The sequence below is a fragment of the Deltaproteobacteria bacterium genome (assembly GCA_020848745.1).
In the GTDB taxonomy this organism is placed as follows: domain Bacteria; phylum Desulfobacterota; class Binatia; order UTPRO1; family UTPRO1; genus UTPRO1.
In genome coordinates, this window is the sequence record JADLHM010000056.1 from 108,377 (window position 1) to 130,196 (window position 21,820).

General features: G+C 70.4%; 20 protein-coding genes and 1 pseudogene. 9 read left to right on the plus strand and 12 right to left on the minus strand.

The genetic code is table 11. From position 1 onward, the window contains the following. Positions 1–80: 80 nt before the first annotated feature. Positions 81–701, plus strand: coding sequence for a hypothetical protein (locus IT293_08340; protein MCC6764658.1), 621 nt, complete (start codon positions 81–83; stop codon positions 699–701). Positions 702–817: 116 nt separating this feature from the next. Here the strand turns inward: IT293_08340 and IT293_08345 are convergent, their stop codons facing one another. Beyond that, entirely contained in the window at positions 818–5,587 is a 4,770-nt protein-coding gene (locus tag IT293_08345; protein ID MCC6764659.1) for a glycosyltransferase, read from the minus strand. A gap of 206 nt (positions 5,588–5,793) precedes the next feature. Between IT293_08345 and IT293_08350 the strand changes: the two genes are divergently transcribed. Next, positions 5,794–7,041 (plus strand): polysaccharide pyruvyl transferase family protein, encoded by a 1,248-nt coding sequence (locus IT293_08350; protein MCC6764660.1) that lies wholly within the window; start codon positions 5,794–5,796, stop codon positions 7,039–7,041. Then, complete coding sequence (gene hspQ, locus IT293_08355; protein ID MCC6764661.1) at positions 7,038–7,376, plus strand: heat shock protein HspQ; 339 nt, start codon at positions 7,038–7,040, stop codon at positions 7,374–7,376. The genes IT293_08350 and hspQ overlap by 4 nt, the downstream gene beginning before the upstream one ends. An 89-nt stretch (positions 7,377–7,465) precedes the next feature. On the opposite strand, the gene IT293_08360 is transcribed toward hspQ, so the two are convergent. The 5 genes from IT293_08360 to ligA form a co-directional block, all read right to left on the minus strand. Continuing rightward, a complete protein-coding gene (locus IT293_08360) occupies positions 7,466–8,674 on the minus strand; it encodes an MFS transporter (GenBank protein ID MCC6764662.1) in 1,209 nt (402 codons plus the stop codon). A gap of 3 nt (positions 8,675–8,677) precedes the next feature. Then, entirely contained in the window at positions 8,678–8,989 is a 312-nt protein-coding gene (locus tag IT293_08365) for an acylphosphatase (protein ID MCC6764663.1), read from the minus strand. Between the two features lie 103 nt (positions 8,990–9,092). Then, a complete protein-coding gene (locus IT293_08370) occupies positions 9,093–9,500 on the minus strand; it encodes a type II toxin-antitoxin system VapC family toxin (protein ID MCC6764664.1) in 408 nt (135 codons plus the stop codon). Further along, a complete protein-coding gene (locus tag IT293_08375; protein ID MCC6764665.1) occupies positions 9,497–9,730 on the minus strand; it encodes an AbrB/MazE/SpoVT family DNA-binding domain-containing protein in 234 nt (77 codons plus the stop codon). The genes IT293_08370 and IT293_08375 overlap by 4 nt, the downstream gene beginning before the upstream one ends. Before the next feature lie 152 nt (positions 9,731–9,882). Further along, on the minus strand, positions 9,883–11,919 hold the full coding sequence (gene ligA / locus IT293_08380) for an NAD-dependent DNA ligase LigA (GenBank protein ID MCC6764666.1): 2,037 nt from the start codon (positions 11,917–11,919) through the stop codon (positions 9,883–9,885). On the opposite strand from ligA, the gene IT293_08385 reads away from it, so the two are divergent. Continuing rightward, entirely contained in the window at positions 11,918–12,331 is a 414-nt protein-coding gene (locus IT293_08385; protein MCC6764667.1) for a ferrous iron transport protein A, read from the plus strand. The two genes, ligA and IT293_08385, sit on opposite strands and share 2 nt — an antisense overlap. Then, on the plus strand, positions 12,328–14,496 hold the full coding sequence (gene feoB, locus IT293_08390) for a ferrous iron transport protein B (GenBank protein ID MCC6764668.1): 2,169 nt from the start codon (positions 12,328–12,330) through the stop codon (positions 14,494–14,496). Before IT293_08385 ends, feoB begins: the two co-directional genes overlap by 4 nt. A 254-nt stretch (positions 14,497–14,750) precedes the next feature. On the opposite strand, the gene IT293_08395 is transcribed toward feoB, so the two are convergent. Then, positions 14,751–17,141 (minus strand): hypothetical protein, encoded by a 2,391-nt coding sequence (locus IT293_08395; GenBank protein MCC6764669.1) that lies wholly within the window; start codon positions 17,139–17,141, stop codon positions 14,751–14,753. A 14-nt stretch (positions 17,142–17,155) separates the two neighbouring features. On the opposite strand from IT293_08395, the gene IT293_08400 reads away from it, so the two are divergent. Together IT293_08400 and IT293_08405 are read left to right on the plus strand one after the other, a co-directional pair. Further along, complete coding sequence (locus IT293_08400) at positions 17,156–17,395, plus strand: hypothetical protein (GenBank protein MCC6764670.1); 240 nt, start codon at positions 17,156–17,158, stop codon at positions 17,393–17,395. A 229-nt stretch (positions 17,396–17,624) separates the two neighbouring features. Next, a complete protein-coding gene (locus tag IT293_08405; protein MCC6764671.1) occupies positions 17,625–17,957 on the plus strand; it encodes a hypothetical protein in 333 nt (110 codons plus the stop codon). A gap of 692 nt (positions 17,958–18,649) precedes the next feature. Here the strand turns inward: IT293_08405 and IT293_08410 are convergent. Both IT293_08410 and IT293_08415 read right to left on the minus strand, forming a co-directional pair. Next, positions 18,650–18,976 carry a type II toxin-antitoxin system PemK/MazF family toxin gene (locus IT293_08410; GenBank protein MCC6764672.1) on the minus strand — a complete coding sequence of 109 codons (327 nt, stop codon included), beginning with the start codon at positions 18,974–18,976 and terminating at the stop codon, positions 18,650–18,652. After that, positions 18,961–19,098 (minus strand): hypothetical protein, encoded by a 138-nt coding sequence (locus IT293_08415; protein MCC6764673.1) that lies wholly within the window; start codon positions 19,096–19,098, stop codon positions 18,961–18,963. The genes IT293_08410 and IT293_08415 overlap by 16 nt, the downstream gene beginning before the upstream one ends. A 361-nt stretch (positions 19,099–19,459) precedes the next feature. Between IT293_08415 and IT293_08420 the strand changes: the two genes are divergently transcribed. Both IT293_08420 and IT293_08425 read left to right on the plus strand, forming a co-directional pair. Further along, positions 19,460–19,753 carry a type II toxin-antitoxin system Phd/YefM family antitoxin gene (locus IT293_08420; protein MCC6764674.1) on the plus strand — a complete coding sequence of 98 codons (294 nt, stop codon included), beginning with the start codon at positions 19,460–19,462 and terminating at the stop codon, positions 19,751–19,753. A gap of 5 nt (positions 19,754–19,758) precedes the next feature. Further along, complete coding sequence (locus IT293_08425) at positions 19,759–20,031, plus strand: type II toxin-antitoxin system RelE/ParE family toxin (protein MCC6764675.1); 273 nt, start codon at positions 19,759–19,761, stop codon at positions 20,029–20,031. 91 nt (positions 20,032–20,122) lie between these two features. Here the strand turns inward: IT293_08425 and IT293_08430 are convergent. From IT293_08430 to IT293_08440, 3 genes and pseudogenes are all read right to left on the minus strand, one after another. Further along, positions 20,123–20,296 (minus strand): annotated as a pseudogene (locus tag IT293_08430) (transposase zinc-binding domain-containing protein). 441 nt (positions 20,297–20,737) lie between these two features. Next, positions 20,738–21,064, minus strand: coding sequence for a hypothetical protein (locus IT293_08435; GenBank protein MCC6764676.1), 327 nt, complete (start codon positions 21,062–21,064; stop codon positions 20,738–20,740). Between the two features lie 159 nt (positions 21,065–21,223). Beyond that, complete coding sequence (locus IT293_08440; protein MCC6764677.1) at positions 21,224–21,640, minus strand: Uma2 family endonuclease; 417 nt, start codon at positions 21,638–21,640, stop codon at positions 21,224–21,226. Between the last annotated feature and the right edge of the window lie 180 nt (positions 21,641–21,820).

The following is a 21,820-nucleotide window of genomic DNA, read 5'->3' on the forward strand; positions in this document are numbered from 1 at the left end:
GCCGGCGCCTGGCACCGGCCGTGCAACGGAGGCCTTCGGCGGGACGCCGTCGTGAGCGGCCCGCCGGAAGGAGACGCATCATGGGAGCGCTCAGGGCGACACTGATACTGGGGGGACTGCTGCTGACGGTCGGGGCGGGGCGCGCGGTGGCGGACTCGGAATGCATGCAGGACGCGAAGGCGCGGCGCGGTGAGTGCCGGGCGGCGTGCGAGGAGGACTTCACCATTGCGCGCGATCTCTGCCGCAACATCGATCCGGAGTGCGCGGCCGGCTGCCGCGCGGATCTCGAGAGCTGCCGGGCGCCGATCGTCTCGGCGCTCGAGCAGTGCGTGGACGCGTGCCGCGTGCGGCTGAACGCCGAGCGCGCGGCGTGCCCGCGCAAGGGCCGCGCGCGGGATTTCTGCGTCGACCGCGCGCAGATCCGGGCCTTTCTCTGTCGTGACGAATGCCGTGAGGATCTGCAGGTCCGCGCCGGATTGAAAGCCTGCCGTGAGCGGTTCCGGACGTGCATGGACGGCTGCGGCATCCCGACGGAGCCGAGCCCGGCGGCGACGGCGACGCCCGTCAAGACCGAGGCGCCCAAGGCGACCGAGGTTCCGCAGCCGACCGTGGTGCCGACCGAGCCACCGCCTCCGCCGACCGCGACCCGCACGGCGACGCCGAAGCCCGAGCCGACGCTGACCCCGATCGGTCCGCGCTGACGATCGAGGCGCCCGCCGGGGCGCCCACCGCCTTGCCGCCGGCCCTTCCGCTCGCGCCCGTCCACCTCTCCGCGGGCGGCGGGCGGGGCCGGCGGCCGCGGCGTGTTCCTCCCGCTTCACGGATGGGCTGCGAGGTCCTCCGCCGCAACGTCCGCCGGACCCACCACGCGGCAGTAGAAGAGCTCCGTATTGAGGATGCCAGCCTCAGGCACGTCGCCCCGCGCGTACTCGACGCGAAAGCCGAGCCGGTCGAGCGCCGCGTCGAGGTCGCACCCGTAGGTCCGATAGGCGAGCGCTGCGTTCGCCTCGTCGTTCGCGTCGCCGTGGTACTCGGGCTCCAGCACGAACTCGTCGCGCGCAGGGTCCTCGGGATCGTGGACGACCACGCGGACGACCGTCTCGACGCGCGCGCGGTCGTGCGGAACGGTGAAGACATAGACGCCGTCCGGCGCGAGGACGCGGCGGATCTCGCGATGCGCGCGCTCGTGCAGCCGCACGTGCTCGAGGACGTCGCTCGTCACGACGATGTCGAACGCGCCGTCGGCGAAGGTGAGGCGCTGGAGGTCCTGGTTGCTGCGGCCGTCGCCGAGCGAGGCGCCGAGTGGCTCGCTCGCGCGCAGCGTCGACGTGTGGACGTGGATCCAGTCGCAGGCCGCGAGGTAGTCGGGGATGGGATACGCGTTCCGCTCGTAGTGGAAGGGGAGCTGCGTGTCGTAGACACGCAGCCGACGGGTCGAGCGGCGCTGGGCGAGCTCGGCGAGGCTCGACGCTTCGACGCCGGTGAGGTCGCGGATCGCCCGCAGGAGGCCGCGCGCGATCGAGCGGTAGCGACTCGTCGTCAGGCAGTCCCCGCACGTGAGCGACTCGCGGTAGAGCGCGGGGTCGGTGAAGTAGAACGCGGTCGCGTGGCCGCAGACGTTGCAGACGCCGCGGCGCAGGTCGTACCCGACGAAGCGTTCCGCGTGTGCCGGAATGCGCGATTCGGCTGTGCGGCGGACGGTCGTTCGGCCCATCCGCAGAAGGTCGACGAGGCCGTGGCCGAGTGCCGCGTCGGTCGGCTCCGCGGGGCCGTCGCCGTCGCTGTCCCTCGCCGTGCCCGGCGCGGCGGCCAGGTGGACCACGTCCGGCCGGCGCGACGAGATCTCATGTGCGGTCCGCGGCGTGGCGCAGACGACGAGCTCGGCTTCGCGCAGCATGCGGTCGTGGTTGCGCTGCAGTGTGTCGGGGTCGATCGGGAAGGTCGCCGGGTCGTCGGTCGCGTCGTAGAGGATCGTGCCGCCGAGCCAACGGAAGGCGGCGAGCGCGTTGTACGCGAAGGTCCATATGACCGGCGCGTGCAAGCGTTCCAGCGTGCCGCGCGGGCCGTGGTAGCGCCAGAGATTCGGCGCGATCCGGTGGAAGCCGACCTGCTCCTCGTGTTCGCGCCCCCAGCCGCCGTCCTGGAGCACGAGCATCCCGTGGGCGGCGAGCACCGCGGCGATCCGGTCGACCCGACGGGCGTGCCCGGCGACCTCGCGCATGGTGGGCGGGAACACGACGACCTCGTGGGATGGTACGCCCGCGTCGTCGACGATCCGGCGCAGGCGATCGGTGAGCCGCGCGACGGCCGGGGCGGCGGAGTCGTCCTGGTGCGGGGTCCACGGCCCCCACTTCTCCTCGAAGGCGCGCCGATTGCGCTCGAAGACCTCGCGATAGCGGGCGTCCTCGAGGCGCTTGAACGACGCTCCGCCGACGTGATGCACGAACGCGTCCATCGCGACCACGACCCGATAGCCCCGCTGGTGCGCGCGGCGCGCGTAGTCGTCGTCCTCGAACATGCCGATCTGGAAGCGCTCGTCGAGCGCCCCGATCTCGTCGAACGCGGTGCGGCGCATGGCCAGACAGAACATCGCGAGCATCATCATGCCGCGCAGGCGGTCGGCGTGCTCGCGCGTGAAGCGCGCGGCCCACGCGGGCATGTCGACGAGCGAGCCGTAGTCGACGGGTACCTTGGCCTCGTTACCGATCTCGTTCGTGACCGGCCCGATGAGGCCGACGTCCGGCATGGCGTGCAGGTGGCGGATCAACGTCGAGAGCCAGCCGCGCGTCACGACGGTGTCGTTGTTGAGGAGAACGAGGTACGCACCGGTGGCGCGCGCGAGCCCCTGGTTGCAGGCCGCCGCGAACCCGACGTTCCGGTCGTTGGCGATCAGGACGAGGTCCGCGCGCTCCGTAGCGAGCTCTTCCAGGTAGCGGCGCGTGCCGTCGGTCGACGCGTTGTCGACGACGATCACCTCGTGGTTCGGCCACTCGGTGCGTGCGAACAGGTGCTCGAGGCAGGCGCGGTTCAGCGCGAGGTTGTCGTAGGTGACGATCACCGTCGACGCCTTCGGGAAGAGGCCAGGGATCCGCGCGGCGAGCTCGTCGTATCGCGCGTGCCACGTGTTCGCGGCCGCGAAGGCGCGCCGTGCGTCGGCGCGCGTCGCGTCGGCCGGATCGAGGGATGCGAGGATCTGACGCTCGAACTCCTCCGGGGTGTCGGCGAGCCGCACGAGGTCGCCGAGCAGTCGCATCTCCGGCAGCGACACCGAGACGATCGGCTTCCCGGATGCCAGGATCTCGTAGGCCTTCACCGGATTGGTCGCTTCGGTGAGTGGCGTACGCTTGAACGGAACCAGCGTGACGTCGAACGTCGCGAGCCAGGACGGCAGATCGGCATAGGGCTGCTCACCCGGGAGTCGCACGTTCGGCAGCATCGCGAGACGCGAGACGTCGCCGAGATACGTCGAGCCGACGAGCACGAAGTCCCAGTCCGGTCGGCGCTCCGCCAGGTCCGCCACCAGGTCGGCGTCGAACCAATCGGCGATCGCACCGTAGAATCCGATGACCGGCCGTCCCCTGTGCGCGGGGCGCGTGCCGGTGGCCGCGAAGTGCTCGAAGTCGCAGGCGTTACGGAGGAGGAGGACCTGGTCGCGATGACGCCGAGCGCGCTCCGCGAGCACCGGCGACGACACGGTCACGAGGTCGGCTCGGGCGAAGAGCGCGTGCTCGTCGGAAACCGCCGCGCCGGTCCACGTCGAGAAACCCGCGTGGTCGTCCATGCAGTCGTAGAGGATCGGCCACGCGAAGCGCTCGCGAGCGAGGGCGGCGAGCGGCCACCAGAACGGCAGCTCGACGACGGCGAGCGTGGCGCCGAGGTCCCAGTCGACGCGGAGCCGATTCAACGACGCGAAGATCTCGTCCCGCGCGAGCCCGTCGAGCGCCTCGCTCCACACGTTGCGCTCCGGCCCGGCGAGCGTCACGTGGTGGACGTTCGGCGCCTTCACGGTCACGACGGGCGCCTCTCCGGGAGGTCCGAAGCGCGGCTCGACGTAGAACACGCGATGGCCCGCAGCGGCGAAGCGCGTCATCAGCTGCTGCGGACGCTGGAAGCGGAAGTCCCAGTCGATGATCGGGAAGCAGACGACGTCGTAGGTGCCCGGCGGCACCACGACCGGGGTGGGCTCGACGGCGGCCTCCCGCTCGTCACCGCTCGGCCCACCGAGGAGCCCGAGTCGGCGCGAGGCCGGGAAGAGGTAGTGGTGCTTGAGCACGCCGTAGGCGTGCAGCAGGCGCCAGCCGCGGCTCCGCTTGATGGCGGCGACCTCGGCTTCGGCCGACTCCGCGCGGCGTCGGAGGACGTCGACGTCGCGGCTTCGTTGCGTCGCGGCGTCGGAGCGCGGCGCGATCATCTCGACGTCGCGTCCGAGGAACGTGGCGAGCGTGCGCCACGACTCCTCGCGCTGCTCGAGGCGCGAGCGCAAGCGCTGCGAGACGTGCTCGAGGGCGGTATCATGCCGGTGCTCCCGGGTTGCGCACGGGCGATGCGGAGCGGCGAGCAGAGCCTCGTAGTCGGCGTCGAGCACCGTGCGCGCGACGGCGGTCCGCGATGCGAGGAGCGCGGCGAACCCCGCTCTGCCGTCGACCACGCGCTCGATTGCCCGCGTGACGGTCTCCTCGGTGCACGCGTCACCGTCGAGCACGAGATCGGAGCCGAGGAGCTGCGCATGGCTGCGGAGCGCGGGGTTCGAGCCGATCGCTACCGCGGGGGTGCCGCCGACCGCGGCCAAGACGAGGGCGTGCACGCTCGTCGTGAGCACGACGTCGCACGAGCCGAGCACGGTTGCCGTCGCGGCGGGTTCGTTCAGGTTGACGACGACGACGTTCGCGACGGCGAGGGCGATCGCGGCGGCGTCGACCGACCGCGGCACGAGCACCTCGAGTGCACGGCGGGTCGCGAGGCTGCTGACGGCGGCGCCGACGACGCGGAGCCGTTGCGCGTCGTCCGACGGCGAGGGCACGAGGCCGAGGCGGAGGGGGCGCCGCCGCGGCGGCGGGACGAGCGCGACCTCGGGAACGACGGCGAATGCGGGATCGGCCGTGACGGTGATCGCGCCTGTGAATCCGGTACTGCGAAGCGCCGCGGCGCTGGCGCCGTCGCGGACGGAGACGTGCGTGGCGAGCGAAGCCAGGACACCGGCGAGCGACTCGCCCGGCGCGGACGGCGGCGCGAGCCCGACGGCGAAGAGCGCTGTCGGTACGCCCGACGCCACGGCGCGAAGCAGCGCCTGCGTGACGCGTGTCTCGGGTGTGGACGCGCGGAAGAGGTCCGCGACATCGCCGGCCGCGGTCCACGGCGTTCCGATGGCGGCGACGAGGTCGGCGCGGGCGATCGCCGCCCGAACGCCGGCGTCGTCGCCCGCGTCGACGATGTCCGCGCCGAGATCGTGAAATGGCGCCGACGCGAAGGCGCAGAGCGACACCGAGACTTCGCCTGAGCGCTCACGGAGCGCGCGGGCGACGAGGTGTGCCGTTGCGTCCTCGTCGGCGTCACCGATGCCGAATCGGCCGAAGAGTACGATGTGCATGGCTCGAAGCACGCGATGACGAGTCCGTCGCGCGCGTCCCGTCTATCGGGTGCGCGTGTGGGACGTCAACGTTCCGGGATGCGTGTGCTGCTCCGGGATGCGTGTGCTGGGATGCGTGCGTGCGGGGAGTGCGGGCCGCCGCGGCCGGGTCGCGCGCGCCGCGTCCCTGGGATAGAAGCCCCGCTCTTGCCTGGGGAACGCGCGACATGACGGGGGACGGTCGGCGCCGCGTGCTCATCGTGCCGCCTGGGCCCGAGGGCGGCGTCGGGGACGCTGCGGTCGTCCAGATGCTCGCAAGCGCGGTCCGTGACGCCGGTGTGTCGGACGTCGGGGTGCTCACCTACGCGGCCGACGAGGATTGGGGGCTCGGGGCTCTTCCGCGGCCTCCGGACTTCGTCGTCGCCCCCTCGTGGCCGTTCGATCGCGCGCGCTGGTCGACGGCGACGATCCAGGAGGCGTTTCGTGAGTACGACGACGTGCTCGTCGCGGGCAATGACTGCATCGACGGCGGCTACTCGAACGAGGGGAGCCTCGCGCTCCTCGATTGCGCCCGTTTCGCGTACGAGCACGGTGCCCGCGTCTCGCTGGTGAACTGCAGCTTCAATCAGCATCCGACGGCGCCCGTGGTGGCCGGACTCCGAGCACTGCCGCCATCCATCCGCATCTGGCTGCGCGACGCGATCTCGGCGCGGTCCTTCCGGGCGGCCACGTCGCGCCCGGCGTTCCTCGGCGCCGAGATCGCCTTCCTCGTCGAGCCGAGCGCCGCCGACGACTCCGTGCCGCTCGCGTGGGTCCGGAGGCACGCGGCGGCGGGGGACCATGTCGTCGCGCTCGTCCCGAATCCGATGGTCGGGACCGCCGACCCGCTGGGCGCGCCGCAGCGCGATCCCGGTCCGTACGTCGCCATCATCGAGCGGCTGCTGCGTGCTGCCGGCCGCGCGACCCGGGTCCTCGTGATCCCGAACGACGCACGTCCGGGCGTCGGCGATCTCGAGCTCGCCGCCGCGATCGCGTCGGCGCTCTCGGCCGCGTGGCGTGACGCTGTGCTGGTCTCGCCGCGGCCGCTGCCCGCCCGGGTGCTCACCGAGACGCTGGGGCACGTCGCCCTCCTGATCGGCGCGCGCTTCCATGCGCTCGTCATGGCGCTGATCGCGGGCACGCCGGTCGTCGCCCTCGAGTACCAGGACAAGATGCGCGGCGTACTGCGCGAGTGCGGGCTCGAGGCCCTCTGGGTGCCCTGCGAGCGCGGGCTCGACGTGGAGCGCGTCGTCGCGCGCGCCGACGCGACCCTCGCGCAGGCCGCGGCGCTCCGTGCGGGGATCGCCCGCGCAGTCCCCGCGATGCGCCGCCGCGCGCGGGCGATGATCGCCGACGTCCTCGCCGGGAGCGGGGCACCCTTTTCATCTCCCCTCCACGAGATCGCGTCGATGGTGATAGAGATCCCGCGGTCATGATCGCCGTCGCCCGCGACGCGAAGTTCCATATCGGCCAAGTCGTACGGCACCGGATCTATCCGTTCCGTGGCGTGATCTTCGACGTCGATCCGGAGTTCGCCAATACGGAGGAATGGTGGCTGGCGATTCCCGAGGACGTCCGCCCCCGGAAAGACCAGCCATACTATCATCTCCTCGCCGAGAACGCGGAGACGACGTACGTCGCGTACGTTTCCGAGCAGAACCTGCTCCCGGACGAGACCGGCCGCCCGGTGCGCCATCCGCAGGTGGCAGAGCTCTTCGGGGAGCTCCGTGACGGCGTCTATCGGCGCAAGGCGACGCACGGCACGCATTGAGCGGCGGCGGACGGGCGCAGGCGCGCGCCGCCGTGCCGGCGCGCGCGCCGTGGGTGCAGACGACAACCATCGGCCGGGCATGCGTCCGGTCAGTCGCGGTCGATGCGATACCCGCGAAGCTGCGGAATCCGCCACGCCACGACCCCGAGGACCAGGAGCGACGCCACCCCGCCGCTCACCACCGCGAAGGTCGCGCTCGTGGCCGCGGCGACGAACCCGGATTCCGCCGCGCCGAGCTGGTTCGATGCGCCGATGAAGAGGAGGTTCACCGCGCTTACGCGGCCGCGGAGCTCGTCGGGGGTCGAGAGCTGGATCGCCGTGCTCCGCATCACGACGCTCACCTGATCGGCGACGCCGACCAGCACGTAGGCGGCGAGCGAGAGCGGGAACGAGCGCGAGAAGCCGAAGACGATGGTGGCGACGCCGTAGACGCCGACGGCGATCAGCAGCGCGCGCCCGGCGTGGCGGATCGGCGGCCGCGCGATCAGGACCAGCGAGGTGAGGAGCGCGCCCATCTCGAGCGCCGACGACAGGAGCCCGTAGCCGCGCGGCCCGACGTGCAGGATCTCGGTCGCGTAGATCGGCAGGAGCGCGGTCGCGCCGCCGAAGATCACCGCGAACATGTCGAGCGTCATGCAACCGAGGATCACCGGACGGCTGCGCACGAAGCGCACCCCTTCGCGAATGACCGCGCGGGTCACGCCGCGCCCGCTCGGCGCCGTGGGCGGTGAGGGCAGGAGCGCGAGCAGGGCGAGCGCGATCGCGATCAGGACGACGTAGGCGCCGTAGGCGGCGCCGATGCCGAGGTCGGCGATCAGGAGGCCGCCGAGCGCGGGTCCGGTCGCGAACGCGAGCGCCTGGTTGGTCGACGCGATCGTCGCGACGCGCGGGAAGGCGATGCGCGGCACCAGGCTCGGGAGGAACGCCATACGCGCCGGGCTGTCGAACGCGGTCGCGATCGCGGCGGCCGCGACGATGCCGTACAGGAGCCCGAGCGTCACCGTGCCGCGCGCCGTTGCGACCACGAGGACGAGGCCGGCCGCGAGCGTGAGGATCTGGGCGGTCATCATGATGCGCCGGCGGTCGACGGAGTCGGCGAGCGCGCCGGCGACGAGGGTCAGCGCGAAGGCCGGCAGGAACTGGACGAGGCCGATCAGGCCGAGGTGGAACGGCGAGCGGGTGAGGTCGAAGACGTGCCACGCGATCGAGGCGCGCAGCATCATCATCGCGGTGCCGGCGCAGAAGCGGCTGCCGAGATAGACGGCGACGCTGCGGGTGAGGACCTCGGCGAGCCGCATCGGTCAGGAGCGGATGCGGAAGCCGGCGAGGTCCGGGCCGGCGGGCTCGGGCGTCTCGACGACGGCGCGGACGCGTGCGCCCGGGGGGCCCGTCCGGCACCAGTCCGCGAGCGTACGGACCGCCCCCGGGGCGCCCTCGACGAGCGCCTCGACGCTCCCGTCGGGGAGGTTGCGCACCCAGCCGTCGACGCCAAGCTGCCGCGCCTCCCGCTCGGTCGCGCCGCGGTACCAGACGCCCTGGACGCGTCCGGTGATGTGAAGCCGGAGGCGAAGACGCGCCGCCGTGGTCCCGTCGTCCGATCCGCGCCGCGTCACGGACGCAGGGTAGCGCGTACGGCGGTCGTCGTCACGGCGCGGTGGGACCTCGAGGGAGTCGGATGTTGCCCGGGACGAGCCAGGCCCGCCGGCCGCCGGAACTCTACGAGGTCCGTTGCAGCAGGCGCATGCCGGAGTCGCGGGCCGCGACCTTGTCGAAGGTGTAGACTGTCGTACATCCGGCCGCGATCGACGACTCGTGGATCAGGAAGTCTGCGAAGTCGGCTGTGCCGTCCCGATAGCCCGCGAGCGCACGCCAGACGGTCTCGGCATTCGCGACGACGAGGGTCCGAGTGTGGAGCAGGGTCTCGACGATCGCGGCGATCTGTCGCCGATCGGCGCCGTACAGATCTTCCATGACCCACACGGTTTCCACCAGCGCCACCAATGTGAGGAATCCCGGCGCATCCTCACGCAACGAGTGTTCGAAGAGTCTGGTGGCCACGGCGGACTGCTGGACGTCGTCCTGCGCGAGATACCGGACGAGCACGTTGGTATCGATGCCGATCATCGACCGGCGCGCCGTCGTGCCGCCTCCGTCATCATCTCGACGGTGACGGGCTTTCCGGGTTTCCCGAGGATGCCCTTGAGCGCCGTGATCGATCCGGTCGCGGCTTTGAGGAGGTAGCCATCGGCCGTCTTCACGAACTCGACGCGGCTTCCGGCGCCGAGGCCGAGCTCTTCGCGAACGGGGGCCGGGATGACGATCTGCCCTTTGGTGCTGACGGTGGCGGTGGCCATGTCGGATTGCCGTCCCAGCGACTTACTTACGCTGGTAAATCTTACTCTGACGTAAGGGTGTAGGCAAGCGGCGTGAGTTGCGGCCGGGGAGCTCATCGCGTTCCCATGCGCCGCGCGAGCGATACCCCGCAACGGGTACGGGTATGCGGTCCTCAGGCGCTGCCCAGGAGCGCCAGGAACGCCGCCTCGTCGAGGATCGGGACGTCGAGCTTCTTCGCCTTCGCGAGCTTCGACCCGGGATCGGCGCCGGCGACGACATAGCTCGTGGTCTTGCCGACGCTCCCGGAGACGCGGCCGCCGGCGCGCAGGATGCGGTTTTCGGCCTCGCCGCGCGTCAGCGACGCGAGGCCGCCGGTGAGGACGAAGGTCTTGCCGGCGAGGGCGCCGCTCGGGGCCGCGGGCGCTCGAGGCACGACGCCGGCGTCGAGCAGGTGAGCGACCACCGCCGCGTTCTTCGGGTCGTCGGCGAAGGCGCGGACGCTCTTCGCCACCTCGGGGCCGATGCCCTGCACCTCGAGGAGCGTCGCCTCGTCGGCCGCCAGCACGGCACGCACGTCGCGGAAATGCCCGGCGAGGACGCGCGCGAGGTGCTCGCCGACGTGGCGGATCCCGAGTGCGTAGAGGAAGCGGTCGAGCTCGGGCCGCGTGCTCGCCGCGATCGCGTTCGTGAGGTTCGTCGCCGACTTCTCCGCCATGCGCTCGAGACCCGCGAAGGTCGCCGTCTCGATGCGGTAGAGGTCGGCGAAGTCACGCACGAGCTCCTGCTCGACGAGCTGGTCCACCAGCTTCTCGCCGAGCCCGTCGATGTCCATGGCGCCGCGCGACGCGAAGTGGCGGAGGCGCGATTTCAGCTGCGCGGGGCAGGCGGCGTTGATGCAGCGGTACGCCGCCTCGCCCTCCTCGCGGACGACATGGCCGCCGCAGCCCGCGACCGGGCACGTGACCGGCATCTTGAACTTCCGCGGCCGTCCGACGCGTTGCTCCTTCACGACGCGCACCACGTACGGGATGACGTCGCCGGCGCGCTCGATCACGACGGTGTCGCCCTTGCGGACGTCCTTGCGCTCGATCTCGTCCATGTTGTGGAGCGAGGCGTTCCGGATGGTGACGCCGCCGACCACGACCGGCTCGAGCTCGGCGACCGGCGTCAGGGTGCCGAGCCGGCCGACCGACGCGACGATGTCGAGGACGCGCGTCTCGGCCTGCTGCGCCTTGAACTTGTAGGCGATCGCCCAGCGCGGCGAGCGCGACACCTGGCCGAGGATCTCCTGCCGCCGGAGGTCATCGACCTTCAACACCATGCCGTCGATCTCGTAGGGCAGGGTGTCGCGGGTCGCGACGAGCGTGGCGTACTGACTGAGCGCGGTCGCGAGGTCGGGACAGCGGCGATTCAGGGGGTTGGTCTGGAGGCCCCACTGCGCGAGAGCACCGAGGAGGTCCCAGTGGGTCGCGAAGCTCGCGCCGTCGATCGCGCCGGCGCTGTGACAGAAGATCTCGAGCGGGCGGCTGGCGGTGATCGCCGGGTCGAGCTGGCGGAGCGAGCCCGCCGCGGCGTTCCGCGGATTCGCGAAGATCGGTTCGCCGCGCTCGGCCCGCTCGGCGTTCAGCTTCTGGAAGCCGGCGCGGGGCAGGATGATCTCGCCGCGCACCTCGAGCCGTGCGGGGATCTTCGGCGCCTGTGCGGAGGCGCGCTCCAAACGATGCGGGACGGTCGGAATCGTCTTCAGGTTCACCGTCACGTCCTCGCCGGTCGTGCCGTCGCCGCGCGTCGAGCCGACCACCAGGCGGCCGTGCTCGTAGACGAGCTCGATCGCGAGCCCGTCGAGCTTCGGCTCGGCGACGTAGCCGACCTCGGCGTCGTCGGCGAGCTCGAGGATGCGGCGGACGCGTCCTTCGAACTCGCGCACGTCCTCCTCGGCCATGGCGTTGGCGAGCGAGAGCATGGGAGTGGTGTGCCGAACCGGCTTGAAGCGCTCGGCCGGCGTCGCGCCCACGCGCTGGGTCGGGGAGTCGGCGCTCCGGAGCTCGGGATGCCCCGCTTCGAGCTCCTGGAGGCGGCGGAAGAGCGCGTCGTACTCGGCGTCGGTGAGCTCGGGGGCGTCGTGTCCGTAATAGAGGCGATTGTGGTGCTCGATCTCGCGGCGGAGCGAGGCGATTTCCTCGTGCGGCGGCGTCGCGCGGGGTGGCATGCGGGCAGGCAGTCTACGGTCGCGCCGTACGCGCCGCAACGACGGCCGCCCTCGCGCGCGGTCGGGGAGTGAAATTGAACGTCGGAGTCGACCTGTATACGGTCGTACCGTGACCCTCGCACACGCGCGTCCGGGTGAACGGCTGATCGTGGAGAAGGTGGGCGGCGAGCGCTCGTTTCGCCGCCGGCTCCTGGAACTCGGGTTCGTGCCGGGGACCCCGGTCGAGCTGATCGGGGTGGCGCCCCTCGGCGACCCCCTCGAGCTCCTCATGCGCGGGTGCAGCCTGTCGATCCGCCGCGGCGAGGCCCTCTGGGTCTCGGTGCGGCGGGCCGCCGGCTCCGCCGGAGGGTGCTGCGACGCCCCGGCACCGGAGGCGGCCGCGCCGCCGTGCGGGTCGTGCGGTCGGCAATGAGCGGGGTCGGAGCGGTCGACCGTCCCGGCCCCGGTGCCGCGGCCCACCCGCCGCCGGGGGAGCGCCACGGCGCCGGCCGCCCGCTCGTGGTCGTCGTCGGCAATCCGAACGTCGGCAAGACCACGCTGTTCAACCGCCTTGCCGGCACGAGCGGCCGGGTCGGGAACTACGCCGGGGTCACGGTCGAGCGCCGTCCCGGGACGCTCCGGCTCGGGGGCGCCGGCGAGGACGTCGCGCTCCTCGATCTCCCGGGCTGCTACTCGCTCAGCGCGCGCTCGGCGGAGGAGCAGATCGCGATCAACGCGGTGCTCGGCCTCGCCGGCAATCCGACGCCGACGCTCGCGCTCGTGGTGGTCGACGCGGGCCAGCTCATCCGCAACCTCTACCTCGTGCTGCAGCTCGTCGAGCTCGAGGTGCCGCTCGTCATCGCCCTCAACATGATCGACGAGGTCGAGGACGAGCCGCCGTCGGCGCCGGCGATCGCGCGGCTCTTCGGGGTGCCGGTCGTCTCGACGAGCGCGCGTCAGGGCGACGGCCTCGATGAGTTGGCCGCGCGCCTGCGCGAGTGCGTCCGCCGTCCGCCGCGCGGGCGCGTGGCGATCGACTATCCGCCCGCGCTCCGGCGCGACCTCGCCACGGTGGTCGCGGCGCTGCCGCCTGCGCTCCGCGTGTCCCCGGGGCGCGATCAGGCGCTCGCGCTCTGGGCTCTCACCAGCGTCGACGAGCACGACGAGCTCCGCGACGTCGACCCGAGCGTGCGCGCGGCCTGCCTCGGCGTCCGGCGCGACGCCGGCGCGCGCGACCTCGACGACGAGGTGATCGCGACGCGCTACGCCTTCCTCGACCGGCACGCGCCCGACCTGCACGCGCGGGTCGATCAGCATCTCCGCAAGCGCGCGGCCTCTGAGCGCATCGACCGTGTGCTGTTGCATCCCGTGTGGGGGTTCGCGGTGTTCGTCCTGGTCATGCTCGTGCTCTTCCAGGCGCTCTTCTCCTGGGCGAATCCCGCCATCACGCTCGTCGAGGATGCGACCGCCTGGCTGCAGGCGCAGATGGCGGCGCATCTGCCGGAAGGGCTCGTGAGCGACCTCCTGCGCGAGGGCGTGGTGGGCGGCGTCGGCAACGTCATCGTCTTCCTGCCGCAGATCCTGCTCCTCTTCTTCTTCATCTCGCTCCTCGAGGATTCGGGCTACATGGCGCGGATCGCGTTCCTGATGGACCGCATCATGAAGGGGCTCGGGCTCCACGGCCGCGCTTTCGTGCCGATGCTCTCCGGATTCGCCTGCGCCGTGCCGGCGATCCTCGCCACCCGGACCATGGAGCGGCAGCGCGACCGCCTCCTCACGATGATGGTGATCCCGCTCATGACCTGCTCGGCGCGCCTGCCGGTCTATACGCTCATCATCGCCGCGCTCTTCCCGCCCACGGTCGGCTGGGTGCCCGTGCAGGGGCTGCTCATGGTGGCGATGTACCTCTTTTCGATCCTGGTGACGCTCGTCGCGGCGGCGGTGCTCGGGCGGACGGTGATCCGCGGGGAGCACGCGCCGCCGATCCTCGAGCTGCCGCCCTATCGGCTCCCCGATCCGCGCAGCACGCTCCGGATGATGGTCGAGCGCGCCGGCGTCTTTCTGCGCGAGGCCGGCACGATGATCCTCGTCTGCACGATCGTGCTGTGGGTGCTGCTCTCGTTTCCGCGTCCGGCGGCGCCGCCGGGCGGCGAGCCGACCGAGGCCGCACGCCAGCAGGCGCTCGCCGAGAGCTACGGCGGACGGCTCGGACGCGCGATCGAACCGGCGCTCGCGCCGCTCGGCTTCGACTGGAAGATCGGCGTCGGCATCATCGGTGCCTTCGCGGCGCGCGAGGTGTTCGTGTCGACGCTCGGTCTCGTCTACGGCGTCGGCGAGCAGGACGACGAGGCGCTCCCGCTGCGCCAGCGCATCCACGCGGAGCGGCGGCCGGACGGACGCCCGGTGTACACCCCGCTCGTCGGGCTCTCGCTCATGGTGTTCTTCGCGCTCGCCTGCCAGTGCATGAGCACGCTCTCCGTGACCCGCCGCGAGACCCGCAGCTGGCGCTGGCCCGCGTTCATGTTCCTCTACATGACCGCGCTCGCCTGGACGGCGAGCTTCGTCGTCTACCAGGGCGGCCGGCTGCTCGGGCTCTGAGGTTCCCGGGAACGTCGCCGAAGCCTCGATCGCCTCGCGGGCGAGAGTCGTTGCCGGGGGATGCACCGGTCCCTGCTGAACGGTCGAGAGCGCCGGCTCGGTTGGCAGGCGTCTACGCGAGCAGGAGGAATCTCCACCGGGCTGTTCGCTGGGGCGAGTTGACAGTATGGCGCGTATCGCCCGCTCTCAGCGGCGACGCGATTCCCCGAACGCATACGACAGGCCGGTTTCGGCGGGCGCGGTCGGTGGACGAATCAGGGCGCCGGTGCGACGCTCTCCACGGACGTCGGGAGGCAGACGAAGGCCAGCTTCGTCGTGCTCACCTCTGCTGGCCCCGGAAATTGGTTGCCCGGACCGAGGTAGATGCCCGTACCGGCCTGGACGCGGCGTTTCTCGTGTCGCGCCTGGGCGGGGTCGATCGTCGCGTCGAGGGTTGCGCCCGCGAGCATCGCCGCCGGCGCATGCGTGAACCGCTTTGCGAGCTTCGCCTTGTAGCAGAGCAGGCTCGTCGCCGTCCGTGCCGCCGAAGGAACGACGACCGCGCTCGACTCGCGCGGGGGCACGACCGCCGCAGTGTCGACAGGGTTGCAGAGGAGCCGCGGCTTCCCGACGTTCACGAGACAGGCCCCGGCGACGGGAGTCCCCGGGAAGCTCGGAGTTCCTTCCTCGTTGAGGGCGCAGTCGTCGAAGAGGCCACCCCGGAAATACGTCTGCAGATCGGTGTCGAAGCGGCCGATCCCGGAACCGACGGTCGTCTCGGGTGTCTGCGCCGTTACATCCTTTGTCACCTGCACGCTGTAGCAAGCGCGGTGCGTCGCGTCCGGAGCCGCGGGCGGCGCGCTCGCCAGGCTCGCCGTCGCCGGAACGACCACGTGGGCGAGCTTCTTCGAGACGATCGCAATCGTCCCGAGCTGATTGGTGAGCTGCCAGAGGCGGGACATGTGCCGCTCGGGGCGTTCGAACGGGGGGACGGCGCCCGCGGTGCTCTCGGATCCCTGCTTCGCCTGATAGACGATGCCCTTGCGATCCGGCCACGCGACACCAGGGGCGCCGTCGAGGGCGGCAGGTACGAACAGGGTGCGCGGCTTCGTGACGACGAAGTTCTCGGGGTCGTCGGCGTCGGTGTCGTCGAGGAGGACGTCGTCGAAGGTGAGCACCCAGTCGTCCGGGAAGTCGTTCGCTGGAATGACGGCGCCGACCGCGTCCACCGCGGGGGCGGTCACGCTGTATCCGGCGTAGGCGTCGGTGATCTCGTCGAGCTCCAGCTCGACGTAGCCGAACGACAGCGCGGGAATCTCGGGAAGCGCGCCCGCGACGACCGTCGACTCGGTGCCGTCGATCTCGTAGTTCGCCACCGATCCGTTCTCCATCCACTCACAGACCCCGGCGCTCGAATACCAGTGTTGTCCCTGGACGTAGTGCACCCGAGCGCTACGCACCGTGACGCCCGACATGGTGAAGGCGGGCACGAAGGCGCCGCCCGGGTTGGTGAACCACCAGCGGTGCGTGCCGGGATCGGCGAGCGTCGCGACGGCGGGCAGCTCGGGGGTCGCGAGCGGCACCCCTCCGAGAAGCGTGTAGAGCCAGTAGTCCAAGCGCCTCAGGTTCACGTACCCGGCGGGGTTCAGATCCTTCGGAGTCGCCGGAAAGATCATGCCGTTGCCCGACGGGGAGATGCCGTTGAACATCTGCGACTCCACGACCGCGGTCCGCCAGGTGTTCCACACCCGCCACATCACCATCGAGTAGCCCATGGTGTTCTTCAGCCCGCTCGCGTTGGAGAAGCCGAACTCCGTGATGTATGCGCCCCGGGTCGGAACGACGCGCTGGAGGTAGGCGAGACTGTTCGGCCAGAGAGTCGAGGCGGCACCCTGCTGGTAGAGGGCCTCGAAGTAGGCGTCGAGGTCTGGATAGGGGTTGTCGGGATTGAAGACATATTTCGGCGGTTCGGCGACCGTCACCGGCGCTTCGTCGTCGCCGAAGTACCAGTGGACGGATACGGCATAGGCCTCGTCGGCCCCGGCGAGAAAGGCGACGACGGCGGCGTTGAAAGCGGCGTGGTCGGTCCGCCCGCCGAGGATGTCGTCGGGATCGGACGCGATGTTGCCGTCGCCGTCGGAATCGCGCGGACGAGGCGCGAGAAAGATGCTGAAGGGAAGCGACGGGTAGGCGCCGTGAATCGCCGAGAACGTCGGCTCGAACACGGCGCGGTAGGCGGCAAAATCGAAGTCGAAGTTGACGCCTGCGTATTCCTCGTTGCCGGCCTCGACGGCGATCACGTCGACGCCTCCATCGAGGAGTGTCTGCACACCCGCGAGATTGTCCGCGGCCAGGTCCGCGGGGCTCTCGCCCGCGACGACGTCCATGCCGGCGGTGTAGATGACGCGCAGGCCCTTGCCCGCGGCGGCGAGATCGGAGGCGAGCTGGATGACGTCGCCCAGGGTGGACGGAGGCTGCTCGACGTACTTGTCGGCGCGGTAGCGTAGGGTGAAGCTCCCGCCGGGCGGGAGCATTTCGGCTACCCACTGCGCGTCCTGCGGCGTCTGGGTCTCGAACCAGTTGCTCCCAGCGAAGCCGGTTCCCTGCGCGGCGGCGGGACCGGCCGTGGCGAGGAGGACGAGACAGGCGAGGGCCACGGGCATCATGCAATCTCCGTAACATGCTTCCCACGGCGCGCCGCAAGCGAAAAATGCGCGAATCCGAGATCGCGGATATCGGCGACCAGCCGCCCGAGCCCGTCGCCGAGCCGCGGGCTGCACAGGGCACGGCGATCGGTCTCCGCGGCGTCGGCGTGGTGGCGAGCGTCTCCGGCCTCTCCGGTCTCGACGGCCCGACCGCGATGGAGTTGATAGTTCGAGAAACTACGCCTCCGTTGACCGGACAGACCCGATCCCCGTAGGCTGCGTCCGGGAGGCCCCGTTGCCATGACCGAGCGGAGACGCAGTCGATGCTTCCGTTCTCTCCTTTCTCTCCTTTCTCTCCGTGGGGGTGTTCGGCGTCGTGATGGGAAGGGATGCGGCACGCGCGGACAGCCCGCAGCAGGCGCCTCTCGTCGGCTCTCGAGGCCGGCCGGCACGCGTGCCACCGCGCCTCGAGCGGGAAACCGGCCGCGTTCGGGGAGGCGATTGATGCATCGCATCGCGCTGGTGAGTGCCTTCTGTCTCTTCGCAACTCCTGCTCCAGCCACGGATCTCAGCGACTTCCAGAAGGGCGCGGACAGGTATCTGCCGTACAAGTACGGCGGTGACGACAGGAAGATCCCGAAGAGGGGTCTGTGTGTCTGCATCGGCGACCCTCAGGGCGACAAGGGCGTCGGCGTGCTGTATCGGACGAGGATCCTCGGCAGCGATGAGCGGGTGGCGGTCGTATGCAACGTGCGCCGCTTCGACCCGGAGACCGGGGAGAAGAGACCGTTCTCGATCGCCGACAACTGCCTCGACTGGGTACCCCTTTCCAAGTAGGGGCCCAGTTCGAATCCGTGTCCGCGCGCGTCGATCAGCAGAAGGCTGGGGTGTCCGCGCCGGGGAACGCCAGGAAGCCGATGCTGGCCGGCGCCAGGATCAGCGCTCCCACGGCGAAGGCCCTTCCGGCGAGGACCGGCAGGCGATCGTCTGCACCGAGCTTCAGCGTTACCCCGTTGAGCGTCGCGCTGGCATCGCCGAGCCGGCGCGCCAGCTCGACCGCTTTCCCGACCGTCTCGCGATCCTGCAGGGCGCGCGCTCGTTCGAACTGCGCACCGCAACGAGCCTCGCACGCCTGTGGCGTGACCAGGGCCAGCGCGCCGAGGCGCGCGACTTCCTCGCCCCGATCTACGCGACGTTCACCGAGGGCTTCGACACCCGGGACTTGCTCGGCGCGAAGACGCTGCTGGAGGGCGTGTGGTGATCGCGACCCTCAGCGGTCGGGGGTGGAGGCGCTCCAGCCACCACGGGACATTCAGTCCGGCGCCCTCCCGCTCGATGATCGCCGTCAGCTGCCTGCCCTCTGATGCGGGCGTCACTTCCGAGGGACCCTGCGCAGACCATCGATGCCGCGCGATGACTCGCTCAGCTTGCCGACGCGCTCCCCTGACGCCCGGAAACGGCCTTCATCGATGCGCGTCGCTACTCGCGGAGCTGCGATGGCGACCAGCGGATCTCGGCGCGGTTGCCGGTCATGCGCAACCGGTAGCGATGCCGAGCGCACGACAGACGGCGCGCATTTTCTCGGGACCGAGCTGGCCGACGTGGCGCGTCAGCCTTGCCTGCTCGACCGTCTGCACATGATCGAGGTTCACCGCCGAGTCGTGCTTGAGCCCTTCCGCGGTCCCCACGACAACCTCACTCGGGATGCCGCGGATCGTGGAGGTCACCGGCGCCACCATTACCGTGTGCAGCGCCTCGATCGCCTCGGAACGACTCAGCACCACGACCGGCCGCCGCTTGTCCGGCTTCCGAAAGGCGTACGTCCAGATTTCGCCACGGGCTAATCGTCGGGCCATTCGCCCTCATCCGCCCAGCCCTCGAGCTCGCGTTCGCTGCCGCCCCGATATCCTCGCCGGTACGCTTCGGCGATCGAGTCCTTCCGTTTGCGCCGGAGGTATTCGGTCGTCGCTCGTCGCATGACGGCCGACCGTCCGTCACGTTTCACCTCCGGGTCTGCATCGAGCTCGGCGAGAAGGCGCTCATCCACTGTTATCTGTATAGCCCGCATAGGGGTAAAGTATGTGGATGAGCCATAGAGATCAAGGAGCATCGGTATGATGCGGAGGATCGACATTCCTGGCCGGCGTGATACCCGGCCATCTCGGGCGTGGACCGGGTCGCCGCGCGCGGACCCGGGGTGGGTCATGCTCGCGAGAAAACCCGAACCGCCCCGGCTTTGTCGGAGGCTCTGGACCGAGCTGAAGTGGCTCGAGCGTTGTCGGTGGAAGCCGAGATCGCTACCCTGGATGGACCAATTTTCTGGTCGACAGGAGAACTCGATGGCGAAGGCGTTGCCCATCTCGGAGGTCAAGACCCATCTGCCGGAGCTCGTCACCGGCGTGGCCCAACGTGAGGAGGAGATCATCGTCACGCGCAGGGGCAAGCCCGCCGCAGTCTTGGTGAACTTCGCCGAGTACGAGCGCCTGAAAGCCACGCTCGACGTCCTCAGCGATCCGGATCTGATGGATCAGATTCGGAAGAGCCGCCGATTCTACGCGTCCGGGAAGCGCGGGCGTTCGTTCGAGGACGTCTTCGAGGAGCCGCTCGGCTCCACCAGCAAACGGCGGCGGTGAAAACCATCCGTCGGCTCGACATCCCGCCTCATGTCGCCGACATGATCCGTGCCCTGCCGTCGGAGGTGAAGCGGGGCGTCAAGGAAGCCCTCCGGCTCCTGGCCCGTGATCCGGCTGCGGGGGAACCGCTGCGGCGCGACCTGGAGGGATACTGGAAGTATCGCGTCCGTCGCTTCCGGATCGTCTACCAACCCAGGTATCGCGTGGTGCGAGTCGTCGCCGTTGGGCATCGGCGAACCATCTACGAAGAAGCCGGCGAGCGCTTGCGCGGGCGGTGACTCTGGTGGTCGCGTAACGTCCTTGCCCTTCCCGGTCGCGAACGCAGTAGACGATCCGGGCAATGCCCGCGGTGCCCGCCGGCACGCCGACCGGCACCGCGACGGTCCCCTCCTGCTCGATCCAGCGGGCCTGGGCGAGGCTCTGGCATTTCGGACAGTGCCGGTTCCGGCACGAGTGGTAGGCCGGTCGCTCGAATCCGCAGCGCGCGCAGACGTCGACGTGGCCGCCCAGGGCGGGCGTCCGACAGACGGCAATCGAGCGCAGGGCTTGCCGTTGCTCGCGCGAGAGCGCCTACTGCCGGCGCACCGCTGCTCCATGGAAGGTACAAGCCCGACCAACGACCCCGTCAAGCGCGCAGACCGTTCGACGGTGCGGCTGGCGAAAACGAATCCGGCACCGGGCAGACGGTGACAGGAGCGCCGATCCTGTGACTGAAAAAATTCCGTTGGATCGCAGTACGTTGGACCCACCGATTACCACGACTTTACCACCCGGCACGGCCCCGAAACGGCATCGGCAAGGGCCGGGCAAGGCAGGGCGCAGCGGGCCGCCAGGGAACGGAAACGCCAGAACGCACGGGCTTCACAGCCTGAAGCGGGCCATTCGCACGCTTGGCGCACGATCGACCGCCGAACCACGCGTCACGCCGGCGTTGATAGAGGAGTTCGACGAGATTGTCGCCCAACCGGGACGCCGGGAGGCGATTCACCAGATCTTCCACCACGGCTTCAGCGGCGCCGGGGCGACGCTCTCGGCGCTCCACTCGATCGAGGTGAAATCACCCGGACAGCTGACGGCGCCCTTCGGCCAGAAGCGGAGCCGCTCGTCGGCCGCGAACTCGGCCTCGAGCATCGGGATCACCCCGTCCGGCATCGCTCCTTCCAGATAGATCTCGGTGATGCTGGCCTTCATGTCGAGGTGGACCTTCGCGATCCGCGCGCCGAATCGCGCCGCGAGGAACGCGAGCACCGGACGGAGCTCGTTGCACACCGCGTCGTCCCACTCCGACGCATCGAGCCAGCGCTCGCCCATCACCCGAAGCCGTTAGCACGGCGCGCGCTCAACGAACATCGCCCGAGCAATCGATTGCGACGTGCCGACGACGGCGTGCGTCCTCTTCAATCGGTATCCCGTTGGATTCCGTGTAGGACAGTTGGCGTAGCAGCCGACGAACGCCGGATCGGGAGGGGCTCAGTTCGACTCCGACTGCTCGGGGCCGAGCTTCTCGGCTTCTCGCCAGAGGGCGTCGAGGTCGAGCGTGAGGCTCGCGCAGCCGGGGATCGCTTCGAGCGTTCCCCCCGTCGCACCGAGCGGGCGCACGTAACGCCCGTCGCCACCGAGCTCGAAGGTCTCGAACGTCTGCTGCTCGGGGTCGACGATCCAGTAGTAGCGGACGCCGAACGCCGCGTAGTCGTCGACCTTCTCGACGCGATCGCGCCGGGGTTGACAGAAGGACTCTTTAGCCGCGTTTTCGCCGACCCTTCGCTCCTGCGGAGGGAACATAACCTCCCAAGCCGGACGTTGTCTTGAACTGCTGTTCGCCACAGAAGGGATCGGCTCGATAGATCTGCTGGAACTCGGCGAGTGTGAAGCCCGCCGCGCGCCCATGGCCGAACCGTGGGCGGTAATCAGAGCAGACCCGGATTGCTCGTGCGACGAGTTCTAGACCAATCCAGGAGTCCCCCCGGCTATGCCGGGGAGGCAGCCGAAGTTTGACATTTCCGGGAGTCTAACGACGGGACTCCCCTCCGTGAGCCGCTCAAAGCCACACGAAGGGGAGTCCCATGC

Bases quoted from the DNA above. Each gene is read 5' to 3' on its own strand.
- IT293_08340 (MCC6764658.1), top strand. From the start codon at position 81: ATGGGAGCGCTCAGGGCGACACTGATACTGGGGGGACTGCTGCTGACG.
- IT293_08345 (MCC6764659.1), bottom strand. From the start codon at position 5,587: ATGCACATCGTACTCTTCGGCCGATTCGGCATCGGTGACGCCGACGAG.
- IT293_08350 (MCC6764660.1), top strand. From the start codon at position 5,794: ATGACGGGGGACGGTCGGCGCCGCGTGCTCATCGTGCCGCCTGGGCCC.
- hspQ (MCC6764661.1), top strand. From the start codon at position 7,038: ATGATCGCCGTCGCCCGCGACGCGAAGTTCCATATCGGCCAAGTCGTA.
- IT293_08360 (MCC6764662.1), bottom strand. From the start codon at position 8,674: ATGCGGCTCGCCGAGGTCCTCACCCGCAGCGTCGCCGTCTATCTCGGC.
- IT293_08370 (MCC6764664.1), bottom strand. From the start codon at position 9,500: ATGATCGGCATCGATACCAACGTGCTCGTCCGGTATCTCGCGCAGGAC.
- IT293_08375 (MCC6764665.1), bottom strand. From the start codon at position 9,730: ATGGCCACCGCCACCGTCAGCACCAAAGGGCAGATCGTCATCCCGGCC.
- IT293_08385 (MCC6764667.1), top strand. From the start codon at position 11,918: ATGCGGGCAGGCAGTCTACGGTCGCGCCGTACGCGCCGCAACGACGGC.
- ligA (MCC6764666.1), bottom strand. From the start codon at position 11,919: ATGCCACCCCGCGCGACGCCGCCGCACGAGGAAATCGCCTCGCTCCGC.
- feoB (MCC6764668.1), top strand. From the start codon at position 12,328: ATGAGCGGGGTCGGAGCGGTCGACCGTCCCGGCCCCGGTGCCGCGGCC.
- IT293_08395 (MCC6764669.1), bottom strand. From the start codon at position 17,141: ATGATGCCCGTGGCCCTCGCCTGTCTCGTCCTCCTCGCCACGGCCGGT.
- IT293_08400 (MCC6764670.1), top strand. From the start codon at position 17,156: ATGCTTCCCACGGCGCGCCGCAAGCGAAAAATGCGCGAATCCGAGATC.
- IT293_08405 (MCC6764671.1), top strand. From the start codon at position 17,625: ATGCATCGCATCGCGCTGGTGAGTGCCTTCTGTCTCTTCGCAACTCCT.
- IT293_08410 (MCC6764672.1), bottom strand. From the start codon at position 18,976: ATGGCCCGACGATTAGCCCGTGGCGAAATCTGGACGTACGCCTTTCGG.
- IT293_08415 (MCC6764673.1), bottom strand. From the start codon at position 19,098: ATGCGACGAGCGACGACCGAATACCTCCGGCGCAAACGGAAGGACTCG.
- IT293_08420 (MCC6764674.1), top strand. From the start codon at position 19,460: ATGGCGAAGGCGTTGCCCATCTCGGAGGTCAAGACCCATCTGCCGGAG.
- IT293_08435 (MCC6764676.1), bottom strand. From the start codon at position 21,064: ATGGGCGAGCGCTGGCTCGATGCGTCGGAGTGGGACGACGCGGTGTGC.
- IT293_08440 (MCC6764677.1), bottom strand. From the start codon at position 21,640: ATGGGCGCGCGGCGGGCTTCACACTCGCCGAGTTCCAGCAGATCTATC.